This window comes from Paraburkholderia unamae (genome assembly GCF_003268775.1).
In the GTDB taxonomy this organism is placed as follows: Bacteria; Pseudomonadota; Gammaproteobacteria; order Burkholderiales; family Burkholderiaceae; genus Paraburkholderia; species Paraburkholderia unamae.
Genome location: NZ_QLSU01000061.1, coordinates 1 through 14,364, shown reverse-complemented (window position 1 = coordinate 14,364; position 14,364 = coordinate 1). Strand labels below are relative to the sequence as shown.

The 14,364-nt window shown below is 65.2% G+C and carries 14 protein-coding genes; 7 read left to right on the top strand and 7 right to left on the bottom strand.

What is annotated here, in order from left to right:
* Positions 1–408: 408 nt before the first annotated feature.
* Positions 409–1,479, bottom strand: a complete 1,071-nt coding sequence (locus C7401_RS43975; RefSeq protein WP_244315126.1) for an NHL repeat-containing protein — start codon at positions 1,477–1,479, stop codon at positions 409–411.
* 417 nt (positions 1,480–1,896) lie between these two features.
* On the opposite strand from C7401_RS43975, the gene C7401_RS43970 reads away from it, so the two are divergent.
* On the top strand, positions 1,897–3,474 hold the full coding sequence (locus tag C7401_RS43970; RefSeq protein ID WP_112178324.1) for a methyl-accepting chemotaxis protein: 1,578 nt from the start codon (positions 1,897–1,899) through the stop codon (positions 3,472–3,474).
* Between the two features lie 91 nt (positions 3,475–3,565).
* On the opposite strand, the gene C7401_RS43965 is transcribed toward C7401_RS43970, so the two are convergent.
* Complete coding sequence (locus tag C7401_RS43965) at positions 3,566–4,705, bottom strand: YncE family protein (RefSeq protein WP_112178323.1); 1,140 nt, start codon at positions 4,703–4,705, stop codon at positions 3,566–3,568.
* An 812-nt stretch (positions 4,706–5,517) separates the two neighbouring features.
* Between C7401_RS43965 and C7401_RS43960 the strand changes: the two genes are divergently transcribed.
* Positions 5,518–6,225, top strand: coding sequence for an SDR family NAD(P)-dependent oxidoreductase (locus C7401_RS43960; RefSeq protein WP_112178322.1), 708 nt, complete (start codon positions 5,518–5,520; stop codon positions 6,223–6,225).
* A 28-nt stretch (positions 6,226–6,253) separates the two neighbouring features.
* Here C7401_RS43960 and C7401_RS43955 read toward each other — a convergent pair whose 3' ends face one another.
* Complete coding sequence (locus C7401_RS43955) at positions 6,254–7,207, bottom strand: LysR family transcriptional regulator (RefSeq protein WP_112178321.1); 954 nt, start codon at positions 7,205–7,207, stop codon at positions 6,254–6,256.
* A 193-nt stretch (positions 7,208–7,400) separates the two neighbouring features.
* Between C7401_RS43955 and C7401_RS43950 the strand changes: the two genes are divergently transcribed.
* Entirely contained in the window at positions 7,401–7,865 is a 465-nt protein-coding gene (locus tag C7401_RS43950; RefSeq protein WP_112178320.1) for a RidA family protein, read from the top strand.
* 90 nt (positions 7,866–7,955) lie between these two features.
* Here C7401_RS43950 and C7401_RS43945 read toward each other — a convergent pair whose 3' ends face one another.
* From C7401_RS43945 to C7401_RS43935, 3 genes are all read right to left on the bottom strand, one after another.
* The gene (locus tag C7401_RS43945; protein ID WP_112178319.1) at positions 7,956–9,056 is read right to left on the bottom strand and encodes an NAD(P)H-dependent flavin oxidoreductase; all 1,101 of its coding nucleotides are present in this window, start codon (positions 9,054–9,056) and stop codon (positions 7,956–7,958) included.
* Positions 9,057–9,116: 60 nt separating this feature from the next.
* Complete coding sequence (locus tag C7401_RS43940; RefSeq protein WP_112178318.1) at positions 9,117–10,406, bottom strand: MFS transporter; 1,290 nt, start codon at positions 10,404–10,406, stop codon at positions 9,117–9,119.
* Between the two features lie 237 nt (positions 10,407–10,643).
* On the bottom strand, positions 10,644–11,570 hold the full coding sequence (locus C7401_RS43935) for a LysR family transcriptional regulator (protein WP_112178317.1): 927 nt from the start codon (positions 11,568–11,570) through the stop codon (positions 10,644–10,646).
* A 121-nt stretch (positions 11,571–11,691) separates the two neighbouring features.
* Here C7401_RS43935 and C7401_RS43930 point away from each other — a divergent pair, with 121 nt between their 5' ends.
* Genes C7401_RS43930 through C7401_RS45915 form a run of 3 tightly spaced genes read left to right on the top strand, consistent with a single transcriptional unit; the run spans position 11,692 to position 13,098 of the window.
* A complete protein-coding gene (locus C7401_RS43930) occupies positions 11,692–12,105 on the top strand; it encodes a hypothetical protein (protein ID WP_112178316.1) in 414 nt (137 codons plus the stop codon).
* A 20-nt stretch (positions 12,106–12,125) separates the two neighbouring features.
* Positions 12,126–12,578, top strand: coding sequence for a YybH family protein (locus C7401_RS43925; RefSeq protein ID WP_258397486.1), 453 nt, complete (start codon positions 12,126–12,128; stop codon positions 12,576–12,578).
* A 55-nt stretch (positions 12,579–12,633) separates the two neighbouring features.
* Positions 12,634–13,098 carry a sugar ABC transporter ATPase gene (locus tag C7401_RS45915; RefSeq protein WP_258397485.1) on the top strand — a complete coding sequence of 155 codons (465 nt, stop codon included), beginning with the start codon at positions 12,634–12,636 and terminating at the stop codon, positions 13,096–13,098.
* 4 nt (positions 13,099–13,102) lie between these two features.
* Here the strand turns inward: C7401_RS45915 and C7401_RS43915 are convergent, their stop codons facing one another.
* On the bottom strand, positions 13,103–14,041 hold the full coding sequence (locus C7401_RS43915) for a LysR family transcriptional regulator (RefSeq protein ID WP_112178325.1): 939 nt from the start codon (positions 14,039–14,041) through the stop codon (positions 13,103–13,105).
* A gap of 111 nt (positions 14,042–14,152) precedes the next feature.
* On the opposite strand from C7401_RS43915, the gene C7401_RS43910 reads away from it, so the two are divergent.
* On the top strand, positions 14,153–14,364 hold a 212-nt coding region (locus tag C7401_RS43910), incomplete at its 3' end, for an isocitrate/isopropylmalate family dehydrogenase (protein WP_258397484.1).

Below are 14,364 nucleotides of genomic sequence, written 5' to 3'. Positions count from 1 at the left end.
TTAATCGCTGCGTTTTCGTTCGCAGCGATCAGCGAAGGAGGCGAATTATGCAGGTCGCTGAATCACCCGTCAAGCGATTATCGAAAAATAATTTCCGGGCCCGCCAAGCCGGTTTCGCACAGCCGCGCCGCCACCACCCACGCGCAAATAGCCGATCAAACGCGGACCGTCAAGGACCTCGGGCAGAACGCTGCCGCTTCATCGCGGCGGCAGGTGCCGCCCGCCCGGATCCGCGCGGGCTTGACCACTGGCGGCAAGCACAATGCCACACCCGCTCCGCCACGCGCCCGGTCGTCCGTGGCGGAGAGGACCGCGAAGGCATCCAGGGCAAGCAGCAGCCCCCAGACCCTCACCTATCATTCGGATACCTTATCATTTGCGCCGATCGAAGCGATCGTGACATCCATCTCACGGACCGTTCGCTCGCAACATCCACACCGTCGCCGTATTCGTGTTGTCGTCGACCGCCGCAAATGCCGAATGACCCTTGCCGTCAACGCCGAATGCGAGACCGAATGCCGAGCCCGCCGTGGAATCGACGGACATCTCTGCGACGAATTGGCCATCCACCGTGAATTCGACGATTTCACTCGGTTGCTGCGCATCGGCATTGACGGCGTCGCCGTTCGCGGTGACCAGATGCCCGTTGGGCGCAAGCGCAAGAGCAAGCGGTCCATGGAGATGGGTACTGTCCTGATAGATCAACCTCCCCATGCCGCCGTCATGATTCGCGCCAGCCGCGCCGTAGACGGCGAACACGGCGTTGTCGCCCGTCGAGGCAACATAAAGCACATCATGCTGCGGATCGTAGGCAAGCCCGGTCGGGCCGACCACCAGCGCCGCCGGATCGGTGCGGTGCACGTACCCCGAAGCGATGATCGTCGAACTCGGCAACGTCGTTACACCATTTTCGCCGATAGCGAGATCGATCCGGGCAACCGTTCCGTTCAGCACGTCCGACACGAAGACTTTGGCGAATTGCCCGCCGTCGATGACGGCGAGATCCCAGGGGCCGTCGAGCAATCGCGCATCTTTCAGTTCCCTGATCAAGCGGCCCTGCGCGTTGATGACCAGGAGCGATCCCGGCGCAATGACGGTCTTGCCGTCCTTGGTCGGGACGTTGCCCACCAGCACCACACCGCTTCTGAGCACGGCGAGTGCCGTTGTGAGACCGAGGTTATGCCCTTCGAAGAAGGTCACAGGCGTGGCGTTGGGAACGATCTTGACGATGGTCGTGCCGGTGCCTTGCAGGTTCGATTTCGCGTTGAAATTGGAGACCACGACGTCGCCTGGCTTGAGCGCACTCCACGAGGGCACGCCCGCGGGCACGAACGCAATGCCATAAGGATTGAGATCGCCGTTGGCCGGTATCGTCGAAGACGTCACGGACGACGGCGGCAGGATCGGCGCAAGATCGTCGGCCCGCGCGCTCGCCAGCGACAAGGCGAAAAGCGCGGCTCCATACGCCACATGGCGCATGAATCTGGAAGGACGTGTGCCGATCTCCCGACCCGGCAGGCCAGTGTATGAACTAAATGCAGACAACGAACGCGACGCTTCCATCTGACACCTCCTTCGTGCCCGGAGAGCACGAACCACATCAACACAGCGAACAACCCAGGCAATGGCAACGGGTCGTACGGTCAGTGCACGCGCAATGCCTCGCGCGACTCGCGTTCTGCGTAAACGATCGAGCGCTTCGCCTATTCCCTCCGCTTTTTCAGTGGTATCCCGAGGCTTGTCACGCGCAAACGTTTGATGTTGTAAAGCAGGGTTAAGACATTTGAAATGTCGGCCGTTAATGACAGTCATTCGCTCGGCCTTTTCTTTGCTGTGTCGATCCTGACTCGAGACATCAGTTGCAGTCTTCAAAACGTTGCGCGGAGGACCATACCCATGAATCACACTCTCCATAACATCAGCATCGGCATGCGTCTTGGTGCGGGCTTCGGTGTCCTCGTCATTCTGCTGTGCCTGACCGGTGTGTTTGCGACCTATCAGTCCTCGCGAATTTACAGCGAGGGAACCGTCAAGATTGCAGACGACTGGTTGCCCGGCGTGCAAACACTCGGCGACATACGCGCCTATGCCAATGGCATACGCCGCACGTCACTGCGTCTGGCGATGGAGCCCAATCTCGCCGCGCGGCAGTCGCAGCGCGCCCAGCACGACGACTCGCTTGCCAGGCTCGAACGCGCGATGCAGGCGTATCAGAAGCACATCGTGTCGGCGGAGGAAGCGCAACTCTTTGAGCGCTTTCAGCAAGCGTGGAGCGAGTACCTGACGCACGACGCCAAGGTGCTCGATATCTCCGACGCGGCCACGGAGGCCGCCTTCTCCGAAGCGCGCGCCGTTGCGAACGGCAAGGCCGGCCAGACGTTCCAGAGCGCGCTCGATCTGATCGAGCAAAGCGTGCGGCTGAACAGCGAAGGGGCAACACGCGCGCGCGAGCTTGCCTCCGCCACCTATCGAACGGCATTAACGGCGGCCGGTGCGATGATGGCGCTCGCCGCGCTGACCGGCGTCGGCATCGCGATCGTGATCACGCGTTCGATCACCCGCCCGTTGCGCGCGGCGGTGTCAGTCGCGCAAACGGTCGCGCGCGGCGACCTCACCTCGCAGATCGACGTTGCGGGGCGCGACGAGGCCGCCCAGTTGCTGCGCGCGCTCAAGGAGATGAATGCGAACCTCGCCAACCTCATCGGTCACGTGCGGGCGGGCAGCGAAAGCATCGTCACAGGGTCGGCGCAGGTCGCAACGGGCAGCGCGGATCTCAGCACGCGCACCGAGGAACAAGCGGCATCACTCGAGGAAACCGCTTCGAGCATGGAGCAGTTGACGGCCACGGTCCGCCAGAACGCGCAGAGCGCGAAACAGGGCAATGCGCTCGCCATCAATGCATCGGAAATCGCCACGCGCGGCGGCGCGGCCGTGGGCCGCGTGGTCGAGACCATGCAGGAGATCTCCGATAGCTCGACCAAGGTTTCGGAGATCATCAACGTGATCGAGGGAATCGCGTTTCAGACCAATATCCTGGCGCTGAACGCCGCGGTCGAAGCGGCGCGGGCCGGCGAGCAGGGGCGCGGATTCGCCGTGGTCGCGGCGGAGGTGCGCTCGCTCGCGCAGCGCAGCGCGGGAGCGGCGAAGGAGATCAAGGAACTGATCACCGTCTCGGTCGAAAGGGTCAGCACCGGCACCCGGCTCGTGGACGAGGCCGGACAGACGATCGACGAGGTCGTGCGGTCCGTGCAGCGTGTGACTCAGCTCATGGGCGAGATCGCGGCGGCCTCCGGCGAACAGCACACGGGCATCGAACAGGTGAACCAGGCCGTCGTTCAAATGGACCAGCTCACGCAGCAGAATGCCGCGCTGGTCGAAGAGGCGACCGCGGCGGCGCAGTCGATGAGCGACCAGGCGACGCAATTGCGCAATGCCGTCGCAACCTTCAAGGTCGCGTTTGCGGGAAGCGCCTGAAAGCGGCCGGCGGACGCGCTTCGCGTCCGCCGCTCTCCCATCGCACCGCATCGCGGTAAATCTCGCGCGATGAAAGCCGTTGCCGGCGCAACTACTTCGTCGCGAACACGGATATCCCGCCGTTCGGGAACGCCGCCGCGCCCGGCTGGTACGGCACGTAGACCTGCCCCAGGTTGCTGTCGATGGCGACCGAGTGCGCGCCCGTTCCCACCGCGACGGTATAGAGCAGCTTGCGCGAGGCGCCGTCGATCACGCCCATCTCCGGCGTGAAGCCCGACGAGGCGGCCGTGCCGCTCGTCACGTAATGGCGCGCGGGGAGGAAGTAGCGGTTCGACGCCGCGTCGTAAGCCACCTGGTCGACGCCGCCGAATGGCACCGACGCCAGCAGCGCGCCCGTGTTGCGATCGAGGACCTGCGTGATGAGCGGGCTGCCCGCGGGCGGATCGCAGCCGATCAGCACGTCGCTGTTGGGACCGAGCGCGATGCCCGCAGGCCCGCATTTGCCGAGCGCAAACGATTTGCTCACCGCCGGCGCGCCCGACGTAACGGAACTCGCGGGAATGACGTCAAGCTGGCCGTCCGGGTTCGCGGTGGTTCCGTCGTTGTTGATCAGGAAGTTCTTCGAAGCCGGGTCGTACGTGCAGGCTTCCAGACCGGACGAGCCGCTAAAGACGAGCTTCGATACGACTGCTTGCGTCGTGGTCGAGATGAAGGTCACGTACGGCGGCGAATCGCCGGGGCTTGCGAACATGACGAGATGGTCGTCGGGGTCGTAGCAGCCTTCGTCCACGCGCGAACCCGACGTGCTGATGGCAAGCGTCTTGACCGTTTTCATGGCGGAGGTATCGACGATCTTGACGGAATCCACGTCGCCGACATAGAGCGTATTGGTCCCGGTCACGCCCACGATGCCATCCGGCCCGGACGCGTCCGTGCTCGCTCCCGCCCCCGTAAAGCCGCCCGGAATCTGCGCGAGCAGCGTGTTCGATTTCGTATCGACGACATCCACGGACTTGTTGTTGCGATCGGAGAGATAGTACCTGCCCGCTTCCACATAGCCGATATCGAAGCTGAAAGCGGGGCTCGACGCATTGGGCACGGCGATATTCGCGAGCAGCCTGGAATTGGGCGGCGTGGACGAAGCCGGGTCGGAGCCGGAGTTGTCGCCTCCTCCGCATCCGGCGATGACGGCCGTCGTCACGACAAGAAAACCCAACAACGTCTTTTTCATCAGTCGGCTCCTTTGAGCGGCAGAACAGGTGGATCAACGCTTGAGTGATTGACGCAATCGTTGAAGCGGCGCCGTTGCGGCGCTTCGATCTGGACGTAAGGATGAGGAAGGCGCGGTAATAATGCACAGCAAAGAAATTGATGGTTTCCATATCCAGACGCGAATGGCTGTATGGATGCGGAAAATATTCAGTGAATAAGAGAATCGCTTTTAGTAAGTTTGAATTGCGCGCAATTATTTGAGAATGATTCTGAGAAGCGGTCCAAACCGGTAAATAACGATGGCGTGCTGCGTCGCCACATTCATGGCAAAGCACGACATCGGAGCCATCCGTCGGCAAAGATGGCGCTGCGGCGAATGAATTGATGCGAAGGCACATCAAGATGCCGCGCTTCAGCTTTGCATCAGTCGAGGCATCAGGATCACGCCGCAATGTAAGGCGCGGTTGTGAAGTCGAAAGCGCCGGCGGCAATGGAACGAATCACATGCCGTGTTCTACAGATGCGTCGTCAGGGAAAACGCCTGGCGTCCGCTTGATTCGCGCGGCCTGAAAGCGCATGTCGATCAACACGATAAGCCGGGCCAATCAATGGGTTTCATTCGCTCAGAGAATGAGTCGCCTACGGCTCGCGCCCCGCCACGCTCCCCTATCCATCCCCGCGCATTTGTTCTTGCGGCGCAAGACTCTTTGTCCATGGTGGGTGTTCGAAAGCGAGCGGGATGCGCCTACAGTCTGCATCCATCGAGTCCGTCGATTCGACCGGCCAGCAGCGAAACCCGAGCCGGAAACCCTACATGCAGAGAGTCACATCATGAGCACTTCGAAAGTCGTCATCGTTACCGGCGCGTCGCAAGGCATCGGCGCGCAAACCGTCAAGGCCTTTCTCGCGCGCGGCCATCGTGTCGTCGCGACTTCGCGCTCGATCGCGCCCTCGGACGATCCCAATCTCGTGAGCGTCGCGGGCGACATCGGCGAGCCGGACACCGCGCGCCGCGTGATCGAGGCCGCCGTCACGCGCTTTGGCCGCGTGGACACGCTCGTCAACAACGCGGGAATTTTCATCGCCAGGCCTTTCACGCAATACACGCCGCAGGACTATGCCGCGATCACGAGCGTGAATCTCAACGGCTTTTTCCACATCACGCAGCTTGCCATCGAGCAGATGCAGAAGAACGGCAGCGGCCACGTCGTGAGCATTACGACCACGCTCGCCGATCAGGCGAATCACAACGTGCCTTCGGTGCTCGCCTCGCTCACCAAGGGCGGGCTGAATGCGGCGACAAAGTCGCTCGCCATTGAATATGCGGCCGCCGGCATTCGCGCGAATGTCGTGTCGCCGGGCATCATCAAGTCGCCGATGCACGCGGAGGAAACGCATGCGACGCTGGCCGCGCTCCATCCCATGGGCCGTATGGGCGAAATGAGCGATATCGTCGACGCCATCCTTTATCTCGACTCGGCGCCGTTCGTGACGGGCGAAATCCTGCACGTGGATGGCGGGCAGAGCGCGGGACACTGAGGCGCTCGTTCCGTTCGCGCCCCGCCGCTCATCGCGCGCGCTTGCGTGGGACGGGCGCGGGCGCGGCCACCGCTGGCGCCAGTTCCGCCACGAGAAAATCGACGAAAGCCCGCACGCGCGACGTCAAATAGCGTGCGTGCGGGTAAAGCAGAATAAAGGGCCTTGTGCGGCCGCCCGACTCGCGCAGCACCTCCACGAGGCGCCCCGCGCGCAAGTCGTCCTCCACCACGAAACGGTAAGTCTGAAAAAGACCCGCACCCGCGCGCGCGAGCGTCACGCCCGCGAGGGCGTCGCCGGATGTTCCGTAACTTCCGTGCGTGGGAACGTCGCCTTCCTCGCTCAATCCTTCGAAGGTCCACGCCACATTGCGGCCGCTGCTCGGCATCTCGAACTGGATGCATTCGTGCGCCTGCAAATCGGCCACGGTCTTCGGCACGCCTGCACGTTTCAAATACGCGGGCGTCGCGACCACGACCATTTCGGCGTCCTCCAGCTTGCGCGCCACGAGGCTGGAGTCGGCCGGCGCACGCCCGCGTATCGCGAGGTCGAAGCCTTCGTCCGCGAAGTCGATGTTGCGGTTGCTCAGGTGCGTCTCGACCTGCACCTGCGGATAGCGCTCTCGAAACGCAGGCAGCAGCGGCAACACGCGGTAGTGTCCATAGGGCGTGGGCATGCTGATGCGCAGCACGCCCGCTGGCGTGGTCTGCTCGCCCGTGACTTCGCGCTCGGCGTCCACGAGCTGGGAGAGCGCCTGGCGGCATTGTTCGAAGTAGCGCCGCCCCGCATCGGTCAGGCGGATCTGGCGCGTGGTGCGCACGAACAGACGCACGCCAAGCCGTTCTTCGAGCCGCGCCACCGACCGGCTCACGGCGGCCGGCGTGACGCTCGCGGCATTGGCCGCCAGCGTGAAGCTGCCCAGTTCGGCCGCCTGGCAGAACAGTTCAATGCTGCCTAGCAGCAGATCGTCGAATTTGCGTTGCATGCGCGTTTGCCCGTATTTTCAAGCGCTTTCCCGAAGGCTACACGGTGGGGCGAGCCCGCGCCGCGCGATTCGTTACACGGTGTAGCGAGTGATGTGTGCCGCTGATATTTACCGTCCTCGCGCGCCTGCTTAGAGTGTGCATCAGGCATGAGGCGCACCGCGCGCCGCGCCGTCACCATTCAAGGAGAACCGCATGTCCGTCGAACAAAAGCTCGCCGATCTCGGCCTCACCCTGCCCGCCGCGCCGCAACCGCTCGGCAATTACTCCGCCGTTTCCGAGGCGGGCAATCTGCTTTTCATCTCCGGCCAGGGACCGCTAGCCGACGGCAAGCTGCGCTGGAGCGGGCGCGTGGGCGCCGAGCTCACGCTCGAAGAAGGCCAGCAGGCCGCGCAGCTCACCGCCTTGAACGTGCTCGCGCAGATCAAGCGTCACCTGGGCGGCTTCGAGCGCCTGCATCACATCGTGCGCGTGGAGGGCCACGTGAGCAGCGCCGAGGGTTTCCTTGCGCAGCCTGTCGTGCTCGACGCCGCCTCGGATCTCTTCGCCGCCGTGCTCGGCGAAAAAGCCGGCCACGCGCGCTCCGCGTTCTCGCATTCGCAATTGCCCGCGAATCTCGCCGTCGAACTCGTGGTGATCGCGCAGATCCTGCCCGCCTGAATTCGCCTTTCTCCGGATGAAACGAAACATCGGCGCGCGCGCCGATGTTTCATTCACGTGTGCAGCCCTCTCAATCCAGGTGCAGCGCGCTCAGCCCCACACGGATTGCAGCCGTTCGATGCGCTCGCGCGTTTCGCGCTCCAGTTGCGCCACCAGTTCGGCGGCGGGCAACGCGCGCGCGAGCGCCGCGGCCTGCCCCGCCCATTGCGCGCCGTAGCCGAATTCGCCCTTGGCCTTCGCGGCGGCATTCAGGGCCTTGCCCGCGTCGTAGGTGATCGGATAGGACGGCGTGCGCGGCGCTTTCGGGTCCTCGCCGAGCGTGGTGAAACGGTTGACGATACTGCGCGCAAGCCGCCCCGAGATGGCCGCGGTGAACGCGGTATGACGCGCCGCATCGCCGAGCAGCGCGCTGCGGTAGCCCTCGTCGATCGCGGTCTCCGGGCAGGCCACGAACGCCGTGCCCAGTTGCGCGGCCTGCGCGCCGAGCGCAAGCGCGGCGGCAATGCCCGCGCCGTCCATGATGCCGCCCGCCGCGATCACGGGCACGTCGAACTCGCTTGCGAGCAGGCGCGTGAGCGCGAAGGTGCCAAGGCGATCGTCGCGCGTGGTCGTGTCGAACACGCCGCGATGACCGCCCGCCTCGATGCCCTGCGCCACGATCGCATCCACGCCCGCCTCGACCGCCGCAGCCGCTTCGTCGAGATTCGTTGCGCTCGCAAGCAAACGCATGCCCGCGTGCTTCAGTTCGGCGATCACCGCATCGGGCGGCAGGCCGAAATGAAAGCTCACGACGGCCGGCTTCTCTTCGAGCAGCATCGCCTGCATGGACTTGTCCACGACGAAGCTCGTGTAGATCTCCGAGAGCGTCTGCGGCGGCGTCGCGCCGTATTGCTCGAACACGGGCGCAAGCCATTCCAGCCACGCGCGCTCGACAGCCGCGTCGGCCGTGGCCGGACGATGGCAGAACACATTGATGTTGAAAGGCTTCGCGGTGAGTTCGCGCGTCTGATGGATCGCCTTGCGCGCGTTCTCCGCGTTCATCGCGGCCACGCCCAGCGAGCCGAGCGCGCCCGCGTTCGACACGGCGGCGGCCAGCGCCGGCGTGGTGACGCCCGCCATGGGCGCCTGGATGATCGGCTTCTGGATGCCGAGCGAGCGCAGCAGCGCCCGATCGTCCGTTTGAGTGCTCATGTTGCTTTCCCTCCGCATACCTTCGAGTAACAGGCGCCTGCCGGCTTGTCGGCTTCCCGATCAGCCGCGAGGCAACGCTTGAGCGCGGCGCGGCGCCCAGTGCGCGAGTGCGCCGCAAGCGATCAGGAGCGCGCCGGTCACGAAGAACACGGCGTGCAGGCCGAGATGAACGCCAATCACACCGCCGATCACCGGGCCTACCACCTGGCCGCTGAATTGCGCCGATTGCAGGTAGCCGAGCATGCTGCCCGTCCTGCTTTCGTCCACCGACTGCCGCGCGAGCTTGCCGATGGAAGGCAAGAGGCCCGCGAGCGTCATGCCCATCACCACGCGCAAGCCCGCGAGCTGCCACCAGTGCGTGACGAAGGCTTGCGGCACCATCGCGAGCCCCGTGAGCACGAGGCAGACGACGATCACGCGCCAGCTTCCGAACCGGTCGGCCAGCGCCCCAAGACGCGCCGCCGTGAGCATGCTGCCGAGCGCCGAGCATGCCATGACCACGCCCGCCACGCGCGCGAGGTGCGCCGCATCCACGCCAAGCCCGCCGATATACACCGTGATGATCGGCTCGATCGACATGTTGGCGAGCAGCACCATCATCGCCGTGACGAGCAGCGCCGCCACGACCGCGTAGTTGACCCGATGCACGGGTGCGCGCGCGCCCGCCGCGCCGCCCGCGCGCGCTTTCGCGTCGCTCGCCGGGTGGAATTCCTCCTTCACGACCAGGATGGTCAGGAGCGCCGCCACGGCGATCATCGCGCCGCCCGCGAAGAACGTGCCGCGAATGCCGATCCAGTCGGGCAGCACGCCGCCCACCAGCGGCCCGACGAGGTTGCCCGCCAGCGCGCCCGTGGAAAGGATGCCGAGCGCCCAGCCCGCGCGCTCGCGCGGCGCCTGGGTGCCGACCATCACCGTGGAAGCCGACGCGTAGCCACCCACGAGGCCGGCGATCAGGCGCAGCGCAACGAGCTCATACACATTGTGCGCCACGCCGATGAGGGACATCACCACGGCCATGCCGATTGCCGCGCGCACGAGCATGGGCTTGCGGCCATAGCGGTCGGCAAGGCGCCCCCAGAGCGGCGCGGTGAGCGCCGTGCCGAGGAAGGTCGCGCCAAACGCGACGCCCGACCACTGGATCACGGCCGACTGCGCGCTCACGCCGAGCTGGCGCACATAGAGCGGCAGGAAGGGCAGCAGCATGCTCAGGCTCACGAGCGTCGTGAAGGAGCCGAACACGCAGACCACGAGGTTGCGCCGCCAGTACTGCACGTTGCGCTCGGCGTAGCCGCGCGGCTGCCCCGGCGCTTGCCTGAGCGCGCGTGCGGAAGAAGAAACCGTGGAGTTCATTTGGCCCTCGTCGCGAAAAGAAGATCGACAAGGCGCATCGACGCGCCTCGCCCGGCGTTGCGGGCGGTTGGCACAACCGGAAGCGGGACGGCTTGCTGCATGACAACTCCCCGAAACCGGTGCGAACGCACCCGTGGCATGTGGGAGTCAGTCTAGGTTGGCTCGCGCGGCGAGAGAATCGCCGACGCGCGTAAGTCATTCTTCCGCACGCCGGTTGAATGACGCTCGGGATCGCGCTCAGTCGGCGTCGGTGATGCGGCGGGTCCGCTCGAAATACTCGCGCAGCCGGGGCGCCGCGAAATCCACGAAACTGCGCACCTTCGGCACCGAAAGCCGGCCGTGCGGCGTCACGAGATTCACGGGCAGCGGCGCATGCTCGTTGTCGCGCAGCACGATGCGCAGCGCGCCGGATTCGACCGCCGCGGCCACGTGATAGGAAAAGAGGCGCGTCACGCCATGCCCCGCCACGGCCGAGGCGAGCGCGGCGCGGATCGTATTGACGATGAAGCGCGGCGTGAACTGCACGACCTGCGGCAGCGCCGTCGGGCGAGCCGCCGGAAAGCTCCAGGCGTCGAGCCCGAAGTGCGTCATCGAAATGATCGGGTGGCTCGCGAGATCGGCGGGCGAGCGAATGGCCGGGCGCGTGGCCAGATAAGCGGGCGCAGCGGCCACCACGCGCCGCACCTCGCCCACCGGAATGGCGACGAGCGTCGAGTCCTGCAAATGCGCGATGCGCAAGGCCACATCGATGCCCTCGTCGACGAGGCTCACGGGCCGGTCGAGCAGGTGCAGGCGGATCGACACCTCGGGATGACGGTCGATGAACTCGTCGACCAGCGGGCGCAGCACCTCCTCGCCCACGGCCACCGCCGCCGTCACGCCCAGCAGGCCGCGCGGCGCCGAGCGCTCGTCGGCGGCCAGCAGGTCGGCTTCCTCAAGATCGGCGAGGATGCGGCGGCACGCCAGCGCATAGCGCTCGCCCGCCTCGCTCAGCCGGATCGTGCGCGTGGTGCGGTGCAGGAGCGGCGTGCCGGTGTGCGCCTCGAGAAACGCAATGGCCCGGCTCACCGCCGCGGGCGAGCGGCCCAGACGCCGGCCCGCGCCCGCCAGGCTCCCCTCGTCGAGCGTGGCGACGAATACCTTCATGGCGTCGATGCGGTCCATTGCGTGTTGGGCTCGGTAATTGCTGCGGAAATTGCCACGATAGGCGGATTCGGCGTCGATCTTAGCGGATTACGATGAAGCGTTAGAATTGCCCCTTCCCTTTCGCCGCACAAGCAAAACCATGACGCGCGCATCACTCTCAGTCCTCTCCCCTCTCTTCGCCATCGCAGCGCTCGCGGCCATGCCCGCGATCGCACAAGCGTCCTCCGCCGATCCGGGCGCGCAGCGCGACTGCGCCGTCGGTTACGTCACGGGCATCGCCGGTTCGCCGCAAAGCGTGCGCGACTATCTGGCGACGCCGGAGAGGGACAGGATTCGCTACATCAAGGACAACGAGATCCAATGCAAGGTCGCCGACGACGGAAGCCACGCTTCCAACTGCGTGGGCGTGACGCTGCTGAAGAACGAGAAAGTCAGCGTGTACGACGATAGCGACGCCACCACCACCGCCGTGGTCGTGCGCGTGGAACTCGACCGGGGCACGTACCCGGTGATCATCGTCGCGCCGAAAAAAGAGGTGTCTTGCGACGACTGAATGACGCAGGAGGTGATGCAGTGGAGAGTCCCGATGATGCTGGCCAGCAGGCCTTGAATCAGGCCTTGGGCGACGTCCTGACCGACTACAAGGCCGCGGTGCTGGCCAAGGATGTCGACAGGTTCGTCGCGCTGTACGCCCCGGACATGCGCGTATTCGACATGTGGGGCGTGTGGTCCTATGACGGCGTAGCGCCCTGGCGCGACATGGTGGCGGGCTGGTTCGGCTCGCTGGGCGACGAGCGCGTTGTCGTGGATTTCAGCGACGTGCAGACGGTCGTCGCCGCGGACCTCGCCGTCATTCACGCCTTCGTGTCGTTCAAGGCCGTGAATACCGAGGGCGTGACGCTGCGCTCGATGGACAACCGCCTGACCATGACGCTCAAACGCCACGGCGACGGCTGGACAATCACCCACCAGCACACGTCCTCTCCCATCGCCCCCGCAACCGCGAGCGTCATGTTCAAGCGTTGACGCGCGCGCGGCCGGAGATCCATGCGTTCGACTTCCATTCGAGGGAGCTCACGACATGATGGATATCAGCATCGACGTCCGCAACGAAACCCGTATCGACACCCGCATCGATCACTTTGTGCGGCCCGCGCTTGCGGCACTGGCCGGTTGCCTGATCGCTTGCACGAGCGCCCACGTCGCAGGCGGCACGAATGGGTCGCCGTGCAACGCGACAAGTGCTTCGAGCAAGGGCCCGTTCATTCCGCAGTTCGCCTATCCGGACGACAACGGCAACGCTGCCGAGCCCGGCACCTCGGTCCACACCTACGCTTCGCGCGGTTGCGCGGGCGCCGTGCTCAAAGGCGAGCCGACAACGGCGCGCGTGCAAGGCGACGTGGTCGAACTGAAGCACGACGCGATTTACGTCAACGGCGTGTCCTATGGCGCCGTCACGCCGACGCAAACGGTGGAGTACGACGTGACGCCCGACAAGCGCACGTTGCTCGTGGACGGCAAGGTCCGTGCTCCCGCGCACCCATGAAAGTTCAAACGCCGCGCAAAGTCTGATAACGCTGCGACTTGCCCAGTTCCGCCGCCAGAAAGTCGACGAACGCGCGAATGCGCGTGGAAAGCTGGTGCCGCTGCGCATAGACGGCGTAGATGTCCGCGCCCGGCGTTTCATAGTCGGGCAGCACGACGACGAGCCGCCCATCGGCCAGATATTCGTTGATGTCCCATTCGGCGCGCATCAGGATGCCGTGGCCGTCCAGCGCCCACTTCACGGCGATCTCGCCGTCGTTCGTCGTGAGGTTGCCGTTGATGCGCACGGGCTCGGCCTTGCGCGCGTTGCCGCGCTCGCTCGACAGCCGCCACACGCCATAGGCCTCGTCGCCCTGGCGAATGCTGATGCAGTTGTGCTTCACGAGATCGTGCGGCGTGGCGGGCGCGCCCCGGCTCGCGAGATACGCGGGCGAGGCGCAGAGCAGCCGCCGGTTCGGCGCGAGGCGCCTGGCGATCACGCGCGCGTCGGGCGGCTCGCCAAAGCGGACGCAGACATCGTAGGAGTCGTCGGTGAGCGGCGGCGGCATGACCGAAAGCTGAAGCTGCACGGCGACCTGCGGATACTGCACGACGAAGCGCGAAAGCGCCGGGCCGATATGGCTGCGCCCGAAACCCAGCGTCGCGTTCACGCGCAGGAGCCCTTTGGGGTGCTTTTTCGCGCCGCCCAGCAGTTCGCCCAGTTCGTCGATCTCGTCGAGAATGCGGCGCGCGTGCTCCAGATACACCTCGCCTTCGGGCGTGAGCATCATGCGGCGCGTGGTGCGGTTGACGAGCGGCACGCCCGCGCGCTCCTCCATTTGCGCGAGCCGCTTGCTCACGGCAGCCGGCGTGAGGCCCAGCTCGCGCGCGGCGGCGCTCAGGCTGCCCGAGGAAGCCAGCGTCGAAAAGAAGCCCAGATCGGCGGGTTGCACGGTATCGGTCACGGTTGCCACTTGTGAATTCAAGTTAATGATGCTTTGAGTCTAGCACCGGTTTTTGAACCCGGAGATGGGTAAAGTGAGGCCACACTCGCCACACTTTCAAGGATCGGAGACATGAAGACCTATCGCATCGCAACCATTCCCGGCGACGGCATCGGCAAGGAAGTCGTGCCCGCGGGCAAGGAAGTGCTCCAGGCGCTGGCGAAAACCACGCAACGCTTCGCGTTCGAGTTCGAGGATTTCGACTGGGGCGCCGACTACTACCGCCAGCACGGCGTGATGATGCCCGCCGACGGCCTCGACGCCATTCGCGACAAGGACGCCAT